Genomic DNA, 14943 nt, shown 5'->3' with positions numbered 1-14943 from the left:
ATCAGACGGGAGGTTTCGTGCGCGACCCCCGATCGGTAAATCTATTTTCATTACCTCCGCACCGCCGTCCATGTCCCGCTCGCTCGCCGCCCTCCCGCTTTCGTCCCTCCCCCGCTGGTTCCCGCTCGCGCGCAAGGAGGCGCGCACCGTCCTCACCTCGAAAGGCACCTGGCTCCTCGCCGTCTTCGTGTTCGTCTTCGGCTGGCGACCGACGTACTCGGGCTGGGAGCTCCTCGGCCCGTCGATGAGCGCCGGGTTCGTCCAGGTCGGCGTCACGACGCTCGTCCCGCTGGGCGTACTCGTCCTGAGCTACGGGTCGGTCGTCGGCGAGCGAACGTCGGGCAGCCTGAAGTTCGCCCTCGGGTTGCCCCTCACCAGGACCGACGTCCTCGTCGCCAAGACGGTCGGCCGGACCGCGGGCTTCGTCCTCCCGGTGACAGTCGCGACGGTCCTGCTGGGCGTCGTTGGCGCGTTCCGCTACGGGCTGTTCTCGCCGCTCGCGTTCCTCGGCGTCCTGCTGGCGACGTCCCTCTACCTCGCCGTCCTCGTGGCCATCGCGACGGCCGTCTCGGCGGTGACGACGAGCACCGTCCGCGCCAGCGGTGCCGTCGTCGGTTACTTCCTGGCGTTCGTCCTGCTGTGGTCACAGCTCGCCGTCGCGGCGTACTCGTCCCTGACCGGGCGCGCCGTCAACCCCTACGACCCGCCAGCGGACGCCCTGCTGTTCGGCCTCCTCCGGCTCTCGCCGGACCGGGCCTACCGGACGGTGACGAACTGGATCCTGGGAGCGGGGAACGCGGGCGAGTCGTTCACCATCCTCGCGATCAAGCTCGCGCCTGGACAGAGTGTCAACGGCTACGCGGTCGAGACTGCGTTCGCTGGGGCGTCGGTCCCGCTCTCCCTCCACGAGGTCGGCGGAGTCGTCGTGCTGCTGGCGTGGCTGGTGGTCCCGCTCTGGCTCGCTCGCTACCGCTTCGAACGGGGTGACCTCGCGTGACGACACCGGCCATCGACACCGACGGGCTGACCAAACGGTACGGGTCGACGGTCGCCCTCGACGGCCTCGACCTCACCGTCGAATCGGGCGAAGTGTACGGGTTTCTCGGCCCCAACGGCGCGGGTAAGTCGACGACGATCAACCTGCTGCTGAACTACGTTCGGCCGACCGACGGGAGCGCGACCGTCCTCGGACTGGACCCCTGGGACGACGTGGTCGCGCTCCACGATCGCGTCGGGATCCTCCCCGACCGCTACGACACGTACGACGGCCTCTCGGCACGGCGCCACCTCCGTCTGGTGATCGATACCAAGCGGAGCGACGACGACCCGTCGGCGCTGCTAGCGCGGGTCGGCCTGACCGACGCCGCCGACCGGCCGGCCGGGGAGTTCTCCCAGGGGATGGAGCAACGGCTCGCGCTCGCGATGGCTCTCGTCGGCAACCCCGACCTGCTGATACTCGACGAGCCCTTTACCGGCCTGGACCCCCACGGTGTCGCGCTCGTCCGGGACGTCGTCGCCGAGGAGACCGACCGCGGCGCGACCGTCTTCTTCTCCAGTCACGTTCTCGGCCAGGTCGAACTCGTCTGCGACCGGCTGGGTATCCTCCACCACGGGTCCCTCGTCGGTGAGGGGACGCTCGACGGATTCCGCGATCGCCTCGACCTGGCAACCGACGCGACGGTCGAGGACGTCTTCGTCGAACTGACCGAGGACGGCGTTCGCCCGGAAGCGGAGCGCGACGAGCCGGTCGCCACTGCCGAGGGCGTCTCCGAGGGAGGTGCCCGGTAATGGAAGAACGAACGGCGATACGTCGTCGTACGTATCTCGCCGGCGCCGCCGGCGCGCTCGCGGGGCTCGCCGGCTGTATCGGTGGTGAGACGGAGTACCGGGTGACCGGCGCCTCGGGCGCGTCGCCGGCGGACCACCCACTCTCGCTGGACGTCGCCGTCGAGCGCCCGTCGATCACCGTCGATAGTCCCGCTACCCTGTCGTTCACGCTCCGGAACGAGGGCGACGACGCCGTCGCCGTCCTGAACACCGGCGTCTGGCCGCTCGGCGTCCTGGCCGTCGAAACGGAGACGGAACACGGACCGGTAGACGCTCGCCTCCTCTCGGACCGGTACGGCGAGACCGACCGCGTCGACGTGAAACCCAGCGGGATGAGCGTCTCCCAGGAACCGCTCGTCCGCCCGATCGCTGCCGGCGACTCGGTCACCGAGCCCTACGTCCTCCACGGTGACGGCCTGTCCCGGACCGGGAGCTACCGGGTTCGGGGAAAGTTCGAGGAACGGATCCTGCGGTACGCCGCGCCCGGTACGAACCCTGAGAGCGGCGACTGGACCGACTTCGCTCCCGACGTGACTGTCACGCTCGAAGCCCAGTCGGTACTCCCCTGACGTACCGTGGGACGATCTAGCAGGCCACCCCAAGAACCAACCCCGTCGTTTTCGAGAGACGCCCATGGGCGAGTTTATCGACGCCGCGCTCGACGACGCCTTCCCCGGCAGAGAAGTCGCCGAGGTGGGCGAGACGGGCCCGTCCTGGAACGAGACGAACGAGACCGTCGAGGTCCAGTTCGCCGACGGCGAGACGGTGTTCTGCAAGGTCGCCGTCGACGGCGACGGGTCACGGATCGCCCGTGAGCGCGCAGTGATCTCCTTCCTGGGTGCGAGTTCCGAGGTGCGCGTTCCCGACGTGGTCGCCACCGACTCCGACGCCGCAGTCCCCTCCCTCGTGACCAGCCCGCTCACCGGGCGAAATCTCGCGTTCGCCTGGGCCGACGCGACCCCCGACGAGCGGGAGCGTCTGGCCCGGATGGTCGGCGAGACGCTGGCGGACCTCCACGCGGTCCCGGTCGGCGGTCACGGTCACGTCATCGGTGGCGACGCCGACGGCCTCGCGGTCGAGACCGCGCCGTGGCCCGACGTCCTCCTCGACAGGATCGAACTGATGCGCGACCTCGCCATCACCGAGCGCTTCGACCACCACTTCGACGAGGTGGCAGCGGCCGTCGCGGCGAACCGCGACCTGCTCGACGGCGCGCCGGCCGCGCTCCTCCACGGCGACCCGGCCCAGCCGAACGTCGTCCGCGACGAGGGAGATCTCGGCCTCCTCGACTGGGAGATCGCCTACGTCGGCGACCCGGCGCGGGAACTCGTCCGCGCGCGCAACCAGCAGTTCGACCACCCCCGGGCCGACGCTTCGGACCGGATCCTCGACGCGTTCCACGACGGGTATCGCGAGCGAGCGGGCGGACTCCCGGACGGGTTCGAGCGACGCCGTCCGGTCTACGAGGCCGTCAACCTGCTCACGATTTCGGGCTTCTTCGAGAACTGGGCCGACCACGCGGACGAGTCGGCCAAGGATCTCGCAGACTGGTTGACGGACGAACTGGAGAAGCGGCTGGCCGCCATCTGAACGGGCGCGTCGCCGCCGCTCAGGACGACTGCACCACGGCCAGTATCTCGGGCGACTCGTACACCTTGTTGCGCTGCTTGCCGGTCGTCTCCTCGACGATGCCGGCCGACTCCAGCTTCTCGATGGCGTCGTAGACGGCCGGTTTCGACCGCCCCGTGGCCTCGACGGCGCGGGGGCCGGTGAGGTAGGGCTGTTCGAAGCAGTAGTCGACGAGCGCGCGGGCCGTCGGGGAACTCGGGAACTGCTCGCGGTACGCCTCCCGCAACTCGGTCAGTTCGATGCCGCAGTCGTAGCCGTCGATGGCCTGCTCGGCGATGGCGTCGAGGACGAAGGTGATCCAGTCCTCCCAGGCCCCCTCCTGGCTCACCGCCAGGAGCTTCTCGCGGTACTGGTCGCCGAAGCGCTTGAAGTAGGCGCTCAGGTAGAGGTAGGGGCCCGGCAGCAGGCCCGAGTCGTACAGCTGGAGCATGATGAGCAGGCGTCCCATCCGGCCGTTGCCGTCGCGGAACGGGTGGATGGTCTCGAACTGGTAGTGGGTCAGCGCCACGTCGATCAGCGGCGGGTACTCCCCCCGGCCGACGTAGGCGAACAGCTGATCCAGGAGGAGGGAAACCAGGTCGGGGTTGGCCGGGATGAAGTTGGCGTCCTCCGGCGTCCCGTCGCGGGCGCCGATGTAGACCGGGACCTCCCGTAGTTCGCCGGGTCGCTCCTCGCCGCCGCGGACCGAGCCCATCAGCGTCTCGTGGAGGTCGCAGACCAGGTCCACCTCGATGGATCCCCCGTCGTCCAGGCGGTCGAACCCCTGGGTCACCGCGTCGACGTAGTTGTACGCCTCGCGGACGTCGTCGAGTTCCGCCGCCGACCGGCTGGGCTCGGCGCCCACCTCGTGCTGGTAGATGTCCGAGATGGTGACGTTCGTCCCCTCGACCTGCGAACTCATCGCCGCCTCGCGGTGGACGAAGGGGGCGATCAGCAGGTTCGGATTGTCGATGTCGCGAGCGAGAGTGGCCAGCCTGCCCAGCGCGTACTGGGCGTCGCCGTAGACGGCGAGCAGGTCCTCGGTGTACTCGAGATCCGGCGGCAGGCTCGCCGGCGTGTAGCAGGGCAGACCCTCGTAGTCGTCGATGCGGCCGGGGCCGTTGGTGAAGTCCGCGGGGTCCATCTAACTACGAGTCCGCTGGACGGCCCGTTAGTTAACCGTTTCGGCGTTCGGTTAACTGTAGTCGAGTTGGAGACGGTAGAAGTTAGATCTGCGGGCCGGAATCTCACTAGCCGGGTGATTCGCGGGCTCGTAGTTAATCCCGGCCGGCCGCTACTGGACGCCGTCCGAAGCTACTCCGAGGGGCGCCCGCCTTCGAGAGCGTCTCGCAGCGCCACTGTCGCCGCTTCGGGGTCCTCGGCCTTCGTAATCGCCGAGATGACGGCGACGCCGTCGGCGCCGGCGGCCGCGACCTCGCCGGCGTTATCGGCGGTTATCCCGCCGATGCCGACCACGGGAATCGAGACGGCGTCGGCGATGGCGCGCACGCGCTCCGGGCCGACGGCGTACTCGTCGTCGGGGACGTCGTCTTTCGACCCGGTGGCGTAGACGGACCCGACGCCGAGGTAGTCCGCGCCGGTGCCCTCGGCGGCGATGGCGTCCTCGACGAAGGACGCCGAGCGACCGATGATCGCGCCCTCGCCCAGAATCTCCCGGGCGACCTCGACGGGCAGGTCGTCGTCGCCGAGGTGGACGCCGTCGGCGTCGATGGCCTGTGCCAGGTCCACGCGGTCGTTGACGATCAGGGGGACGCCCGCCTCGCGGGTGAGTGCTCGGACGTCGCGGCCGACGGCGAGTCGGTCGCGGACCGGGAGGGCCTTGTCGCGGAGCTGGACGACGCCGGCGCCGCCGTCCAGCGCACTGGCGACGATTTCGGGCGTCGAGCGGCCGGTGGAGGCGCGCCGTTCGGTGACGAGGTAGACGGACCAGTCGACCATAGCGGGGGGTCGGCGGGCCGGGTTCTCACTCTTGCGCTTCGAGCACTCGACCCGGAACGGAGAGGTTCACTCCTCGTCGCGGATCTGGTCCTCGTCGTCGTGTTCGATCCGGAACTCGAGCCAGCCGCCGGGATACGAAATCGAGCCCGACTCGTAGGGGACGGGGTCGTACTCGACGTCGTAGCCGTAGATGGTCGCCTCGCCGTCGCGGACGGCGCCGGCGACGCGTTCGAGCTGGTCGGCGACGGCGTCGTCGCGGTCGCGTCGAACGGGCATACGCGCCAGTACGGCCGCGAGCGGGAAAAACGGGTGGGCGGCGGGAACTCCTCAACTGGCCGACCGGATCCGGCCGGAAGGGCAAGGGACAAGACCGGGACTCCCAGATTGGGGTGTATGGATCTGGGCGTGCGCCTGCTCTACATGCTCTCGCTGCTGGCCGTCGGCCTGGGTGCACGCCACGTCGGGCTGCTGGAGGCGACCCGGCGGGATCAGCTCAACGCCTTCGCGTTCTACGTGACGCTCCCGGCGCTGATCTTCCTCTCGACGTACGACCAGCCGCTGGGAACGCTGCTGTCGCCGGAACTGCTGGCGGGGCTGTGGGTCGTCCTGTTCGCCGTCGTCGGGGCCAGCTGGCTCGTTCACCGCCGGACCGACCCGCGCTCGACCCGGAGCGTCGCGATGGTCCAGTCTTACCACAGCAACTTCGGCTTCCTCGGGCTGCCGCTCGTGGCCGTCACGCTCGGCACCGCCGCGGCCGGCCGGGGGAGCATCATCCTCGGCATCGGCGCGCTGACGCAGGTTCCCCTCACCGTCCTCCTGCTCGTCTCGATGAACGACGCGGAGGCCTCCCTGCGCAGCGAACTCCGGAGCCTCGCGACGAACCCCGTCCTGATCGCGCTCGCGATCGGCCTGGTCGCCTCCATCTACTCGCTGTCGGTGCCCGAAGTGGCACAGACTGGGCTGGGCTTGCTGTCCGACCTGGCCCTCCCACTCGCGCTCGTCCTCGTCGGCTCGGCCCTGGAGATGCGGATGCCCGACTCGGACTGGCAGGCGCTGGGCGGCGTCGTCGGCCTCAAGGTGTTCCTGATGCCCGTCTTCGCCTTCGTCGCCTTCTCGGCGCTCGGGGCGGACCCGCTCACCCGCAACGCCGCGGTCGTCATGTTCGGCGCCCCCACCGCCGTCTCGACGTTCATCTACGCGAGCGAACTCGGCGGCGACGCGGAGTTCGCCTCCGTCGCCGTCTTCGCGACCACCGTCGTCTCCGTCGGCACGCTCGGCGTCGCACTCCAGTTGCTGGTGTGACCTGCCGCTTCGCGGCGCTGCCCCGGTGTCCCGACCTCCTGTTTCCCGCCAGTCCATAGATTCGTATGACTGGGCCTCGCACGTATCTACATGGAGATCATCGCGACAGTACTCGGCTCGATAGTGACGTTCGTCGTCGGCCTGCTCGTCGGCGGGCTGGCCATCTACGTCGCCGCCCAGCTCGTCGTCGGCAAGGGCGACTTCCGGACCGCCGTGTGGACGGCGGTGTTCGGCGCGCTCGGCTGGCTCCTCGCGACGCTCGTCGTCGGCTGGATTCCCTTCCACATCGGCGGTATCCTCGGGACCCTCCTGGGACTGGCCGTCTACCTCACCGTCATCGCCGTCCAGTACGACACCGACTGGGTGGAGGCAGCCGCAATCGCCTTCGTCGCCTGGGTCGCGGTGCTCGTCGCCCGGTTCTTCCTCGCCCCGCTGCTGGGCGACTGGGGCGTCGTCGGCGTTCCATTCGTGTGAAAGAGACCAAGTCGGTTGTCTGGAGGCGCGTTTCGAGAAGAGTCCCGAACGATTTCTGTAGCCGGAACGAAGACCGACGACAACCAGAAAGCCCTCGGCGCGCTCCTAGCTATCGTTGTCGACACCGCAAACACGAAGAAAGCCCTCGGCGCGCTGAACTCACGCGGACCACACTGCGCTCCTCGTTGCACTGCGGTGCTTGTGGGTCCGTGCTTCGTTCACCGAGCCTCGCCCTTTCAGTCCACCAGGGTCAGCATGGCTCGCGCGATGAAACGCGCTCGCGATTGAGTCCCCCACCCCTCCCCGGTCGCGCCTGGCGGCGCGACACGCTTCCTTCCGCAACCGCGCGGCGGTTGGCCGGGAGCGAGTAGCCGAGCGAAAGCGAGGCTCTCGCGACCAGGGGGAGGGCAGGCCTGCGGTGCGGTACCTGGAGGACTGAAAGGGCGAGGTGGGCTCCGGGAACCCCGGACCTTCAAGCACCGGAGCGGAGCGAGGAGCGCAGGAGGTCCGCGGGACCGGAGCACGCCGAGGGCTTTCGGAGTGTTTGCGGTATTGTTGCCGACTCCAGAGAGCGCCGAGGATTTTCGACGTCCTGGCGCTTACGTCGACGCAATCACCACCAACACCTCCCGAACCTTCTCCCGGAAGTTTAAGCCGGGTCCCGCGCAACCCACCAGCATGTTCGAGACGGTACTCATCGCGACGGACGGGTCGGCCAGCGCCAAGCGGGCCGTGGAGGCGGCCCTAGACCTGGCCGAGCGGTTCGACGCGTCGGTCCACGCCCTCTACGTCGTCGACGCGGGCGAGGTGGCGGCCTCGCCCGACGAGGTCCGGGACGACCTCGAGCGGGCGCTCGCGACCGCGGGCGGGCGGGCGCTGACGTTCGTCCGCGAGACGGCAGACGAGACGGCCGAGAAGGGCGACGTCGTCACGGCGGTCCGCGAGGGCGACCCCGTCGACGAGATCTGCCAGTACGCCACCGACCAGGACGCCGACGTTATCGTCACGGGCACGCGCGGGCGCCACGACGACCACGGATTTTTGCTGGGGAGCGTCGCCGAGGGCGTCGTCCGGCGGTCCGGCCCGCCTGTGATGACCGTTCGGCAGCTGGAAGGCGCCGCCGCAGAGGAGTGAGGAGTCTCCCGCATCGACCGTCATTCCGAGCCTTCATTGCCACCGCGCCGTTCGTCGGCGTATGGACGACTGGCTCATCGACGACGAGCGGCTCTCTATCGAGCGGAAGTCGATCCTCCCCGGCGCGGGCTTTTTCACGCCCGACTCGGTCGAGGAGGAGGAAGCTGAACGCGAAGCGGCGGAGTCGCTGACCGACGCGGGCGTCGTGGTCATCGCCGACCCGGATTCGGACGGCCTGGCCTGCGTCGCGCTGGTGCGCGAGGCATTCGGCGAGGGACAACTCGTCCCCGCCGGACCACACGAGATCGAGGAGAGCCTGGAGTGGGCCGCCGAGTACGCCGAACCCGACGCGACCGTCGTCGTCTGCGACCTGTGTCCCGACAGCGAGTACGACGTCGCAGCGCTGCCGGACCTGGTCGACCGCGTCGAGGACATGCGGTGGTACGACCACCACCAGTGGGACCCCGAACTGGCCGATTTCGTCGACGACCAGGGCGTCGAGCGCGTCGTCGGCGACAGCGACGAGGTGTGCACCGCCGACGTCGTGCTCGCCGAACTGGACCACGAGTTCGACGAGCGCTTCGCCGAACTCGCCGCCGTCACCCGCGACCACGACCTGTGGATCCGCGAGGACGAGCGCAGCGACGACCTGGCCGACCTCTCGTACTGGTCCGAACCCGAGGAGTACATCGAGGCCGTCCTCGAACACGGTCCGGACCTCTCCGAGGAGATCCACGACTTCCTCGCCGAGAAGCGCGTCGAGAAGGAGGCCCTCATCGAGAAGGCCGTCCAGCGCGCCGAACTCCGCGACGTCGGCGAGTGGACCGTCGGCGTCACCTACGGCCGCTGCTCCCAGAACGAGGTCGCCGAGGCGCTCCGCGAGCAGGGCGCCGACGCCGCCGTCATCGTCAAGCCCGCCGGCTCCGCCTCCATCCGCGGGACGGAGAACTTCGAGCGCGCCCACGAAGTCGCCGGACAGGTCAACGGCGGCGGCCACCCGCGCGCCGCCGGCTGCAAGCCCGACATCTACGACGACATGCTGGACTACGCCCACCACTGGTCGACGCGTGGCGCGGTAGCGAAGCAGGCGATAGTCGATGCGTTCCTCCGGCTGGAACCCGAGGATAGCGAGGGCGAGTGAAACGAGCCCTCGAAAAGGCGAGCGGTGAAAACCGCGAGCCAGACGAAGACGTCGACACAGAACGGTAAGCGGCGAGCGTCCTGCGTGTGACGTCGTGGGGCGGCGGCGCTGGCCCGGGCCGATCCCCAATTTAATGAACGTCGTTAGCGATGAAATAATAATTATAAACACCCGTAAACGACGGAACGTACCGCTCCGAAGAGCGGTCGAGAACACATGACACCGAACCGATGTTCTGACGGGGACGGGGAGAACGGGGAATCGTCAGACGGGCGTTCGCGGCGGGATCTGCTCAAAACCGCCGGGGCGAGCGTCGTCGGCGCTGTCGGACTCAACGCAGTGACGAGTCCGGGGGCCGCCGACACCGACGAGATACGCGAACTGGACCTGCGGGACGGCGTGCCACCGGTCACGGACGCGCCACAGGGAGAGGACGAGGTCGTCTTCAACGTCCACGGCTACTCGGCCTCGTCGCTCAGTGTCAGCGAGGCCCGGCGACTACAGGGAACCCTGCGTGAGGTCGGCAACACAGAGACGGTCACGGCGGTGACCTGGGACGACAGCGGGGGGCCATTCGGCGCGCTGTCGAACGCTCGCGACCAGGGCGGCGTCTTCGCCGACTGGATGGCCGCGTACCTGGAGGAGAATCCCAAAACGACGATCCGGGTCCTGGGGCACTCGATGGGGGGCATCGTCACGTTCGAGTTCCTGGCCGGCGCGGACGGCCGATTCACTGTCGCCAACGCCGACTCGATCGGATCGTACGTGGCCTCGGACGCACCCTGCGACGGGTCGGAGTACCACGACGCCATCGACGCTGCTGCGAAGTCCGTCGGGAACTACTACTCGACGAACGACGGTATCGCCCGCCTCGGCGGCGGGCCTGCGAGCTGTTCGTCGGGAGCGCTGCCGTCGAACTACGCCGACGTGGACGTGAGCGATTCTGTGTCGGGTCACACGACCTACAAGACGAGCAGCGGGTGCGTGCAGGCGATCGTCGACAACTACGTCTCCGGGGTCGACAGGGGGAACGGCGGGACGTCCACGGAGACGGCGACCGAAACGACGTCACCGACGGAGACAGAGACCGGGTCGTCGAGCGAGACGCCTTCCGAACCGCCCACGGACACCGAGCCTATCATCGACACGTTCGACGTTTCGGAGGAGAGATTCGGCAACGACCCCGACGTCGAGTGGACCGTCTCGGTCGAGGGTGGTGACCTCGCGACGGTCGAATCCACGCTCCTCAGCTACTCGGGCCGGACGCTCGACAGCGCCGCCAGCGACGTCTCGGGCTCGACGGCCGAGGGCCGCCACGAACTCGACACGTTCTCCTGGTGGAAAGACACCGTCGAACTGACCGTCACCGACGAGGCGGGCAACAGCGTGACCGAGCGGGCGCCGGCGCCATAGCGCCGGTTCGTCCGACTGGTCCGCCGGCGAAGACGTCGAGTTCGCTACCGAACCGCGGGATGACGTCGTCGTCCCGGACTCGTCGCCCCGATCGTCGATACCGCTGTGCGACTGGTTCGCACCACGAGACCGGCCCCGATCGGGGGCGGGGGGCGTAGCGATTCTCGTTGCCCGGCACGCAAAACGGCGCACGCGTCGACGGCGAGCGGTGCCGGGTGGGGTGCCGGTGATCGCTCGCGACAGTAGGATATCACAACCGTCTTAGTCGCGGTGGAGCACCGTGACGGCACTGACCACGATGGCCGCTGCCAGGACGATTCGATCGGACGAACTGGACGACCTCCTGGAACTGTACCAGATGCTCAATCCCGAGGATCCGGTCCTCGCCCGGGACGAGGCGTTGTGGGGTCAGTGGGAGGAGATGCTGGCCGACGACTCGCTCGACGTCGTCGTCGTCGAACACGACGACCGGCTGGTCTCGTCGTGCGTGCTTTCGGTAACGCCGAATCTAACCCGGAACGCGAGGCCGTTCGCCGTTATCGAGAACGTGGTGACCCACGAGGAGTTCCGGGGTGAGGGATTCGGTAAACTGTGCGTCGAGGCGGCCGTCGACCGTGCCGAGGCGCGCGACTGTTACAAGGTCATGCTGCTGACCGGAACGGAGGCGGAGTGGAAGTTACAGTTCTACGAGAGCTGCGGCTTCGACCGCGAGGCGAAGACCGGGTTCGTGCGCGACTTGCGAGACGAGTGACCCCAGCGGTCCGGCAGAGCGGAGGTGGCGGCGACGTTCAGCGTAGATCCGCCTGCTTTCTTGCGATTCTGGTACCGTATGCAGTCCGGAACGATTCTGGTGGGGAGGTGGTAAGTGTCTGAATAACAAGGGTCATAGAGAGTGTTGGACGGAGTGACGCGGGGGCAGTCGCCGGTGAGATGGGATTCCTCACCACGACGACGAGGGGTCGAGCGCGAACGCACCCCCGGACCTTCCAACCATGAAACTGGCACTCATCGGCTTCGGGCAGGCAGGCGGAAAGATCGTCGACCGATTCGTCGAGTACGAGCAGCGAACGGGGGTAGACGTCTTCACAGACCCCGTCGCGGTCAACACCGCGTCGGTCGACCTCCAGGGGCTGGAGCACGTCCCCGAGGACAGCCGGGTCCTGATCGGGCAGTCGCGCGTGAAGGGCCACGGCGTCGGCGCGGACAACGAACTCGGCGCCGAGATCGCCGAGGCGGACGTCGACGAGATACAGAGCGCCCTCGACGATATTCCGGTCCACGAGGTGGACGCGTTCCTCGTCGTGGCCGGCCTGGGCGGTGGCACTGGCAGCGGCGGCGCGCCGGTGCTGGCCAAGCATCTCAAGCACATCTACACCGAACCGGTGTACGGCCTGGGTATCCTGCCCGGACGAGACGAGGGTGGCATCTACACCCTCAACGCCGCGCGCTCGTTCCAGACGTTCGTTCGCGAGGTGGACAATCTCCTCGTGTTCGACAACGACGCCTGGCGGACGACCGGCGAGTCGATGCGCGACGGCTTCGAGGCGATAAACGAGGAGATAGCCACCCGCTTCGGGATGCTGTTCGCGGCGGGCGAGGTCGACGGCAACGCCGAAGTCGCCGAGAGCGTCGTCGACTCCTCGGAGATTATCAACACCCTCTCGAGCGGCGGCGTCTCGACGGTTGGCTACGCCGCCGAGGACGTCGAGCGGTCGGGCGACGGGAGCCTGCTCTCCCGGGTCGGTAAGGGCGACTCCAACGCCGACGGCCTCGACAGCGCCAACACGACCAACCGCATCACGGCGCTGGTCCGCAAGGCCGCACTCGGTCGGCTCACGCTCCCCTGCGACGTGCAGGGCGCGGAGAAGTCCCTCGTCGTCGTCGGCGGTCCGCCGGAGCACCTCGACCGGAAGGGCATCGAGCGGGGCCGTCAGTGGCTCGAAGAGGAGACCGGGTCGATGGAGGTCCGCGGTGGCGACTACCCCCTCCCGTCGTCGGGTAGCGTGGCGAGCCTGGTGTTGCTCTCCGGCGTCCACAACGTCCCCCGGTTCAAGGAACTCCAGCAAGTCGCCATCGAGGCACAGGACAACATCGCACAGCGCGACGCACGGCGCGAGGACAACCTCCAGAAACTCGTCCACGACGGCGCCGAAGAACTCACGTCGCTGTTCTGAGCGCTCCGCCGCCTGGTCCCCCTGACGCGGTCGGTCCGGCGCTCCGCACCGGGTCGTTCTCTCTCCGGCCCTCCACCGCACCGAGTTACCGCCGCTCCGATCTTACTTCTCGCAGTACCTACTCCTCGCCGACGACCCACTTCTCCGAGTAGGCCTCGCCGCAGGTACACACCGCGTACGAGTGGACGACGTCGCCTCGCTCGTAGATACCGCCGACCTCCTCGTTCTGTTCCTCGGCGAAGGCGAAGACGAACTTGGCGACGTGGTCCTCGTCGGACTCCCCGTCGGCGTTCGGACAGACGCCACCGGTCAGATCGCGATCGATCTCGCCGTCGGTGCCCATCGCCCGCTTGGCCAGCGCCATCGGGTCCAGCCCGGTCGCCGACTGGAAGGCGCTGCGGCCCTGGTCGCCGTCCAGCACGAGGACCAGGCCGTCTCCGACCTGTTCGGCGTACTCCGAGAGGGCGTCGACGTTCCCGACGCTGTCCTCGTGGAGGAAGAAGGCGATGTCCTCGACGCGCTCGCCGGCGAGAAACTCCTCGCGTTTGCTCATACCGGAGAGAAACACGGACGCGGTGAAAAGTTTCGCGACTCGGGCGGGCGCGGGCGACGGGAGGCTGGTCGGAGGGTGTCGAGTGGACCGGTCAGAGCGTGACGTCGAGAATCCCGCCGTCGTCGCCGTCGCCACCGTCGTCGGTCCCAGTCGCGGTGTCCGTCTCGGTCGGCGTCTCCGTCGCCGTCGACGTCGGCGACCCGGATCCGGGTTCGGTCTCGTCGTCACCGCCGGAGAGGATGTCGCCGTCGTCGGTCGCCGTCGAGTCGTCGTTCGTCGGCGTCGGCGTGGACTCGTCGCCATCGGCGTCGCTGGAGTCGTCGCCGTCACTGGCGCTGGCGTTCTCGGCACTGCCGGTCGGATACTCGTCCTTGTTGCCGAACATGTCGGTCTCGATCTCGTGAGTCACGCTGTCGAGAGGGACGCGGATATCACCGGCGCCGGCCGCCGAGAGGTCGAAACGGGCGTAGAACTGGATCTCCAGGTCGGTGACCTGGTTCCGTTCGAGGTGGGAGACCCACCACTCGTCGAGGAGGCCGTTGTCGATGACCGTCGTCGCCTCGATGGTCCGGGTCTCACCCGGCGGGATGGTGACCGCGCTGTCGGTCGACCCCTCGCCGACGGCGAGGTCGTTCATCGTGACGTCGTAGCCGATGGCGGAGGCGCTGATGGGGTAGTCCTTCGGGTTGTAGAGGGTGAAGGCCATCACGATGGGCGTCTCCTCCTCGGTCACCTCGCCCCACTCGCCCTCGGTCTCGTTGAGGTAGAGCACGGGGTCGCTCACGAGGGGCTGGTTCGCGTCGATCGGCTGGGTCTCCGTCGAGTCGAACGACGAACTGATGTCAGTCTCTATCTCGCGCTCGACAGAGGGCGCGCCGAACGAGCGGTTGACCATCGAAGAGTGGACGTCGGCGTCGACGGTCAGCGCCGTCGACTCCCCGTTCTGGAGGTGGCTGAACCACCACTCGGGGATCCGGTCGTTGTGGAGGCGCGACGTGACGTCGACGGTGGAGTTGCCCGTCTCGACGCCGACGCCCGCCTTGGTGCCAGTGGCCATCGTGATGCCGTTCATCTCGACGGCGTAGTCGACCGTCGTCCCGCCGAGTTGCACGCCGACGGGGTTGGGGTTGTCCACGACGATGTCGGTGTGGACGTCGGTGGTCGTCTCGTTCACGTCGCCGAAGTGGTTCTCGATGCCGGCGACGCTCGGCGCCCCGAGAATCCCCGTGGCCGCGCCGGCCGCGCCGACGGCGACGAGCAGTCCGATGCCCACCGCGACGACGCGAAGTTTGCTGCCCAGCAGCATCGCGGCGAACCGTCCAAGTGCCATGAGAGAGGTGTCTCCCGCGAGCGGGCCT

At 68.4% G+C, this 14943-nt stretch carries 16 protein-coding genes; 11 read left to right on the top strand and 5 right to left on the bottom strand.

Features of this window, described 5'->3' with window-relative positions; translation table 11 throughout:
* Positions 1–70: 70 nt before the first annotated feature.
* The 4 genes from AC5FRV_RS17425 (at position 71) to AC5FRV_RS17410 (ending at position 3417) form a co-directional block, all read left to right on the top strand.
* Positions 71–997, top strand: coding sequence for an ABC transporter permease (locus AC5FRV_RS17425; protein ID WP_493562356.1), 927 nt, complete (start codon positions 71–73; stop codon positions 995–997).
* The gene (locus AC5FRV_RS17420; RefSeq protein WP_493562355.1) at positions 994–1788 is read left to right on the top strand and encodes an ABC transporter ATP-binding protein; all 795 of its coding nucleotides are present in this window, start codon (positions 994–996) and stop codon (positions 1786–1788) included. The genes AC5FRV_RS17425 and AC5FRV_RS17420 overlap by 4 nt, the downstream gene beginning before the upstream one ends.
* Entirely contained in the window at positions 1788–2396 is a 609-nt protein-coding gene (locus AC5FRV_RS17415) for a DUF8130 domain-containing protein (protein WP_493562354.1), read from the top strand. Before AC5FRV_RS17420 ends, AC5FRV_RS17415 begins: the two co-directional genes overlap by 1 nt.
* Before the next feature lie 64 nt (positions 2397–2460).
* Positions 2461–3417 carry a phosphotransferase family protein gene (locus tag AC5FRV_RS17410; protein ID WP_493562353.1) on the top strand — a complete coding sequence of 319 codons (957 nt, stop codon included), beginning with the start codon at positions 2461–2463 and terminating at the stop codon, positions 3415–3417.
* 19 nt (positions 3418–3436) lie between these two features.
* Here the strand turns inward: AC5FRV_RS17410 and AC5FRV_RS17405 are convergent, their stop codons facing one another.
* The 3 genes from AC5FRV_RS17405 to AC5FRV_RS17395 form a co-directional block, all read right to left on the bottom strand.
* Positions 3437–4579: a Fic family protein gene (locus AC5FRV_RS17405; protein WP_493562352.1), complete on the bottom strand. Its 1143-nt coding sequence runs from the start codon at positions 4577–4579 to the stop codon at positions 3437–3439.
* Positions 4580–4749: 170 nt separating this feature from the next.
* Positions 4750–5394: a thiamine phosphate synthase gene (thiE, locus tag AC5FRV_RS17400; protein WP_493562351.1), complete on the bottom strand. Its 645-nt coding sequence runs from the start codon at positions 5392–5394 to the stop codon at positions 4750–4752.
* Between the two features lie 66 nt (positions 5395–5460).
* Positions 5461–5670 (bottom strand): hypothetical protein, encoded by a 210-nt coding sequence (locus tag AC5FRV_RS17395; protein ID WP_493562350.1) that lies wholly within the window; start codon positions 5668–5670, stop codon positions 5461–5463.
* A 117-nt stretch (positions 5671–5787) separates the two neighbouring features.
* Here AC5FRV_RS17395 and AC5FRV_RS17390 point away from each other — a divergent pair, with 117 nt between their 5' ends.
* The 7 genes from AC5FRV_RS17390 (at position 5788) to AC5FRV_RS17360 (ending at position 13032) form a co-directional block, all read left to right on the top strand.
* Positions 5788–6696, top strand: coding sequence for an AEC family transporter (locus AC5FRV_RS17390; protein ID WP_493562349.1), 909 nt, complete (start codon positions 5788–5790; stop codon positions 6694–6696).
* 90 nt (positions 6697–6786) lie between these two features.
* Positions 6787–7170 carry a hypothetical protein gene (locus AC5FRV_RS17385; protein ID WP_493562348.1) on the top strand — a complete coding sequence of 128 codons (384 nt, stop codon included), beginning with the start codon at positions 6787–6789 and terminating at the stop codon, positions 7168–7170.
* A gap of 678 nt (positions 7171–7848) precedes the next feature.
* Positions 7849–8304, top strand: coding sequence for a universal stress protein (locus AC5FRV_RS17380; protein ID WP_493562347.1), 456 nt, complete (start codon positions 7849–7851; stop codon positions 8302–8304).
* 61 nt (positions 8305–8365) lie between these two features.
* Positions 8366–9445, top strand: coding sequence for a DHH family phosphoesterase (locus tag AC5FRV_RS17375; RefSeq protein ID WP_493562346.1), 1080 nt, complete (start codon positions 8366–8368; stop codon positions 9443–9445).
* A 216-nt stretch (positions 9446–9661) separates the two neighbouring features.
* Positions 9662–10858, top strand: a complete 1197-nt coding sequence (locus tag AC5FRV_RS17370; RefSeq protein WP_493562345.1) for a lipase family protein — start codon at positions 9662–9664, stop codon at positions 10856–10858.
* Positions 10859–11138: 280 nt separating this feature from the next.
* Positions 11139–11609 carry a GNAT family N-acetyltransferase gene (locus tag AC5FRV_RS17365; RefSeq protein ID WP_493562344.1) on the top strand — a complete coding sequence of 157 codons (471 nt, stop codon included), beginning with the start codon at positions 11139–11141 and terminating at the stop codon, positions 11607–11609.
* Positions 11610–11850: 241 nt separating this feature from the next.
* On the top strand, positions 11851–13032 hold the full coding sequence (locus tag AC5FRV_RS17360; protein ID WP_493562343.1) for a tubulin/FtsZ family protein: 1182 nt from the start codon (positions 11851–11853) through the stop codon (positions 13030–13032).
* Positions 13033–13150: 118 nt separating this feature from the next.
* On the opposite strand, the gene AC5FRV_RS17355 is transcribed toward AC5FRV_RS17360, so the two are convergent.
* Positions 13151–13585 carry a DUF5807 family protein gene (locus AC5FRV_RS17355; RefSeq protein ID WP_493562342.1) on the bottom strand — a complete coding sequence of 145 codons (435 nt, stop codon included), beginning with the start codon at positions 13583–13585 and terminating at the stop codon, positions 13151–13153.
* A gap of 91 nt (positions 13586–13676) precedes the next feature.
* Positions 13677–14915 carry an LEA/WHy family protein gene (locus AC5FRV_RS17350; RefSeq protein ID WP_493562341.1) on the bottom strand — a complete coding sequence of 413 codons (1239 nt, stop codon included), beginning with the start codon at positions 14913–14915 and terminating at the stop codon, positions 13677–13679.
* Between the last annotated feature and the right edge of the window lie 28 nt (positions 14916–14943).

The sequence above is a fragment of the Halomicrobium sp. HArcel3 genome (assembly GCF_058933135.1).
Note: the sequence above shows the minus strand (reverse complement) of the source record. Positions and strands in the feature narration are given on the sequence as shown.

Excerpts from the sequence above, each read along its gene's own strand:
- AC5FRV_RS17350 (WP_493562341.1), bottom strand. The coding sequence starts at position 14,915 with ATGGCACTTGGACGGTTCGCCGCGATGCTGCTGGGCAGCAAACTTCGC.
- AC5FRV_RS17390 (WP_493562349.1), top strand. The coding sequence starts at position 5,788 with ATGGATCTGGGCGTGCGCCTGCTCTACATGCTCTCGCTGCTGGCCGTC.
- AC5FRV_RS17360 (WP_493562343.1), top strand. The coding sequence starts at position 11,851 with ATGAAACTGGCACTCATCGGCTTCGGGCAGGCAGGCGGAAAGATCGTC.
- AC5FRV_RS17425 (WP_493562356.1), top strand. The coding sequence starts at position 71 with ATGTCCCGCTCGCTCGCCGCCCTCCCGCTTTCGTCCCTCCCCCGCTGG.
- thiE (WP_493562351.1), bottom strand. The coding sequence starts at position 5,394 with ATGGTCGACTGGTCCGTCTACCTCGTCACCGAACGGCGCGCCTCCACC.
- AC5FRV_RS17355 (WP_493562342.1), bottom strand. The coding sequence starts at position 13,585 with ATGAGCAAACGCGAGGAGTTTCTCGCCGGCGAGCGCGTCGAGGACATC.
- AC5FRV_RS17385 (WP_493562348.1), top strand. The coding sequence starts at position 6,787 with ATGGAGATCATCGCGACAGTACTCGGCTCGATAGTGACGTTCGTCGTC.
- AC5FRV_RS17395 (WP_493562350.1), bottom strand. The coding sequence starts at position 5,670 with ATGCCCGTTCGACGCGACCGCGACGACGCCGTCGCCGACCAGCTCGAA.
- AC5FRV_RS17410 (WP_493562353.1), top strand. The coding sequence starts at position 2,461 with ATGGGCGAGTTTATCGACGCCGCGCTCGACGACGCCTTCCCCGGCAGA.
- AC5FRV_RS17415 (WP_493562354.1), top strand. The coding sequence starts at position 1,788 with ATGGAAGAACGAACGGCGATACGTCGTCGTACGTATCTCGCCGGCGCC.
- AC5FRV_RS17370 (WP_493562345.1), top strand. The coding sequence starts at position 9,662 with ATGACACCGAACCGATGTTCTGACGGGGACGGGGAGAACGGGGAATCG.
- AC5FRV_RS17405 (WP_493562352.1), bottom strand. The coding sequence starts at position 4,579 with ATGGACCCCGCGGACTTCACCAACGGCCCCGGCCGCATCGACGACTAC.
- AC5FRV_RS17380 (WP_493562347.1), top strand. The coding sequence starts at position 7,849 with ATGTTCGAGACGGTACTCATCGCGACGGACGGGTCGGCCAGCGCCAAG.
- AC5FRV_RS17375 (WP_493562346.1), top strand. The coding sequence starts at position 8,366 with ATGGACGACTGGCTCATCGACGACGAGCGGCTCTCTATCGAGCGGAAG.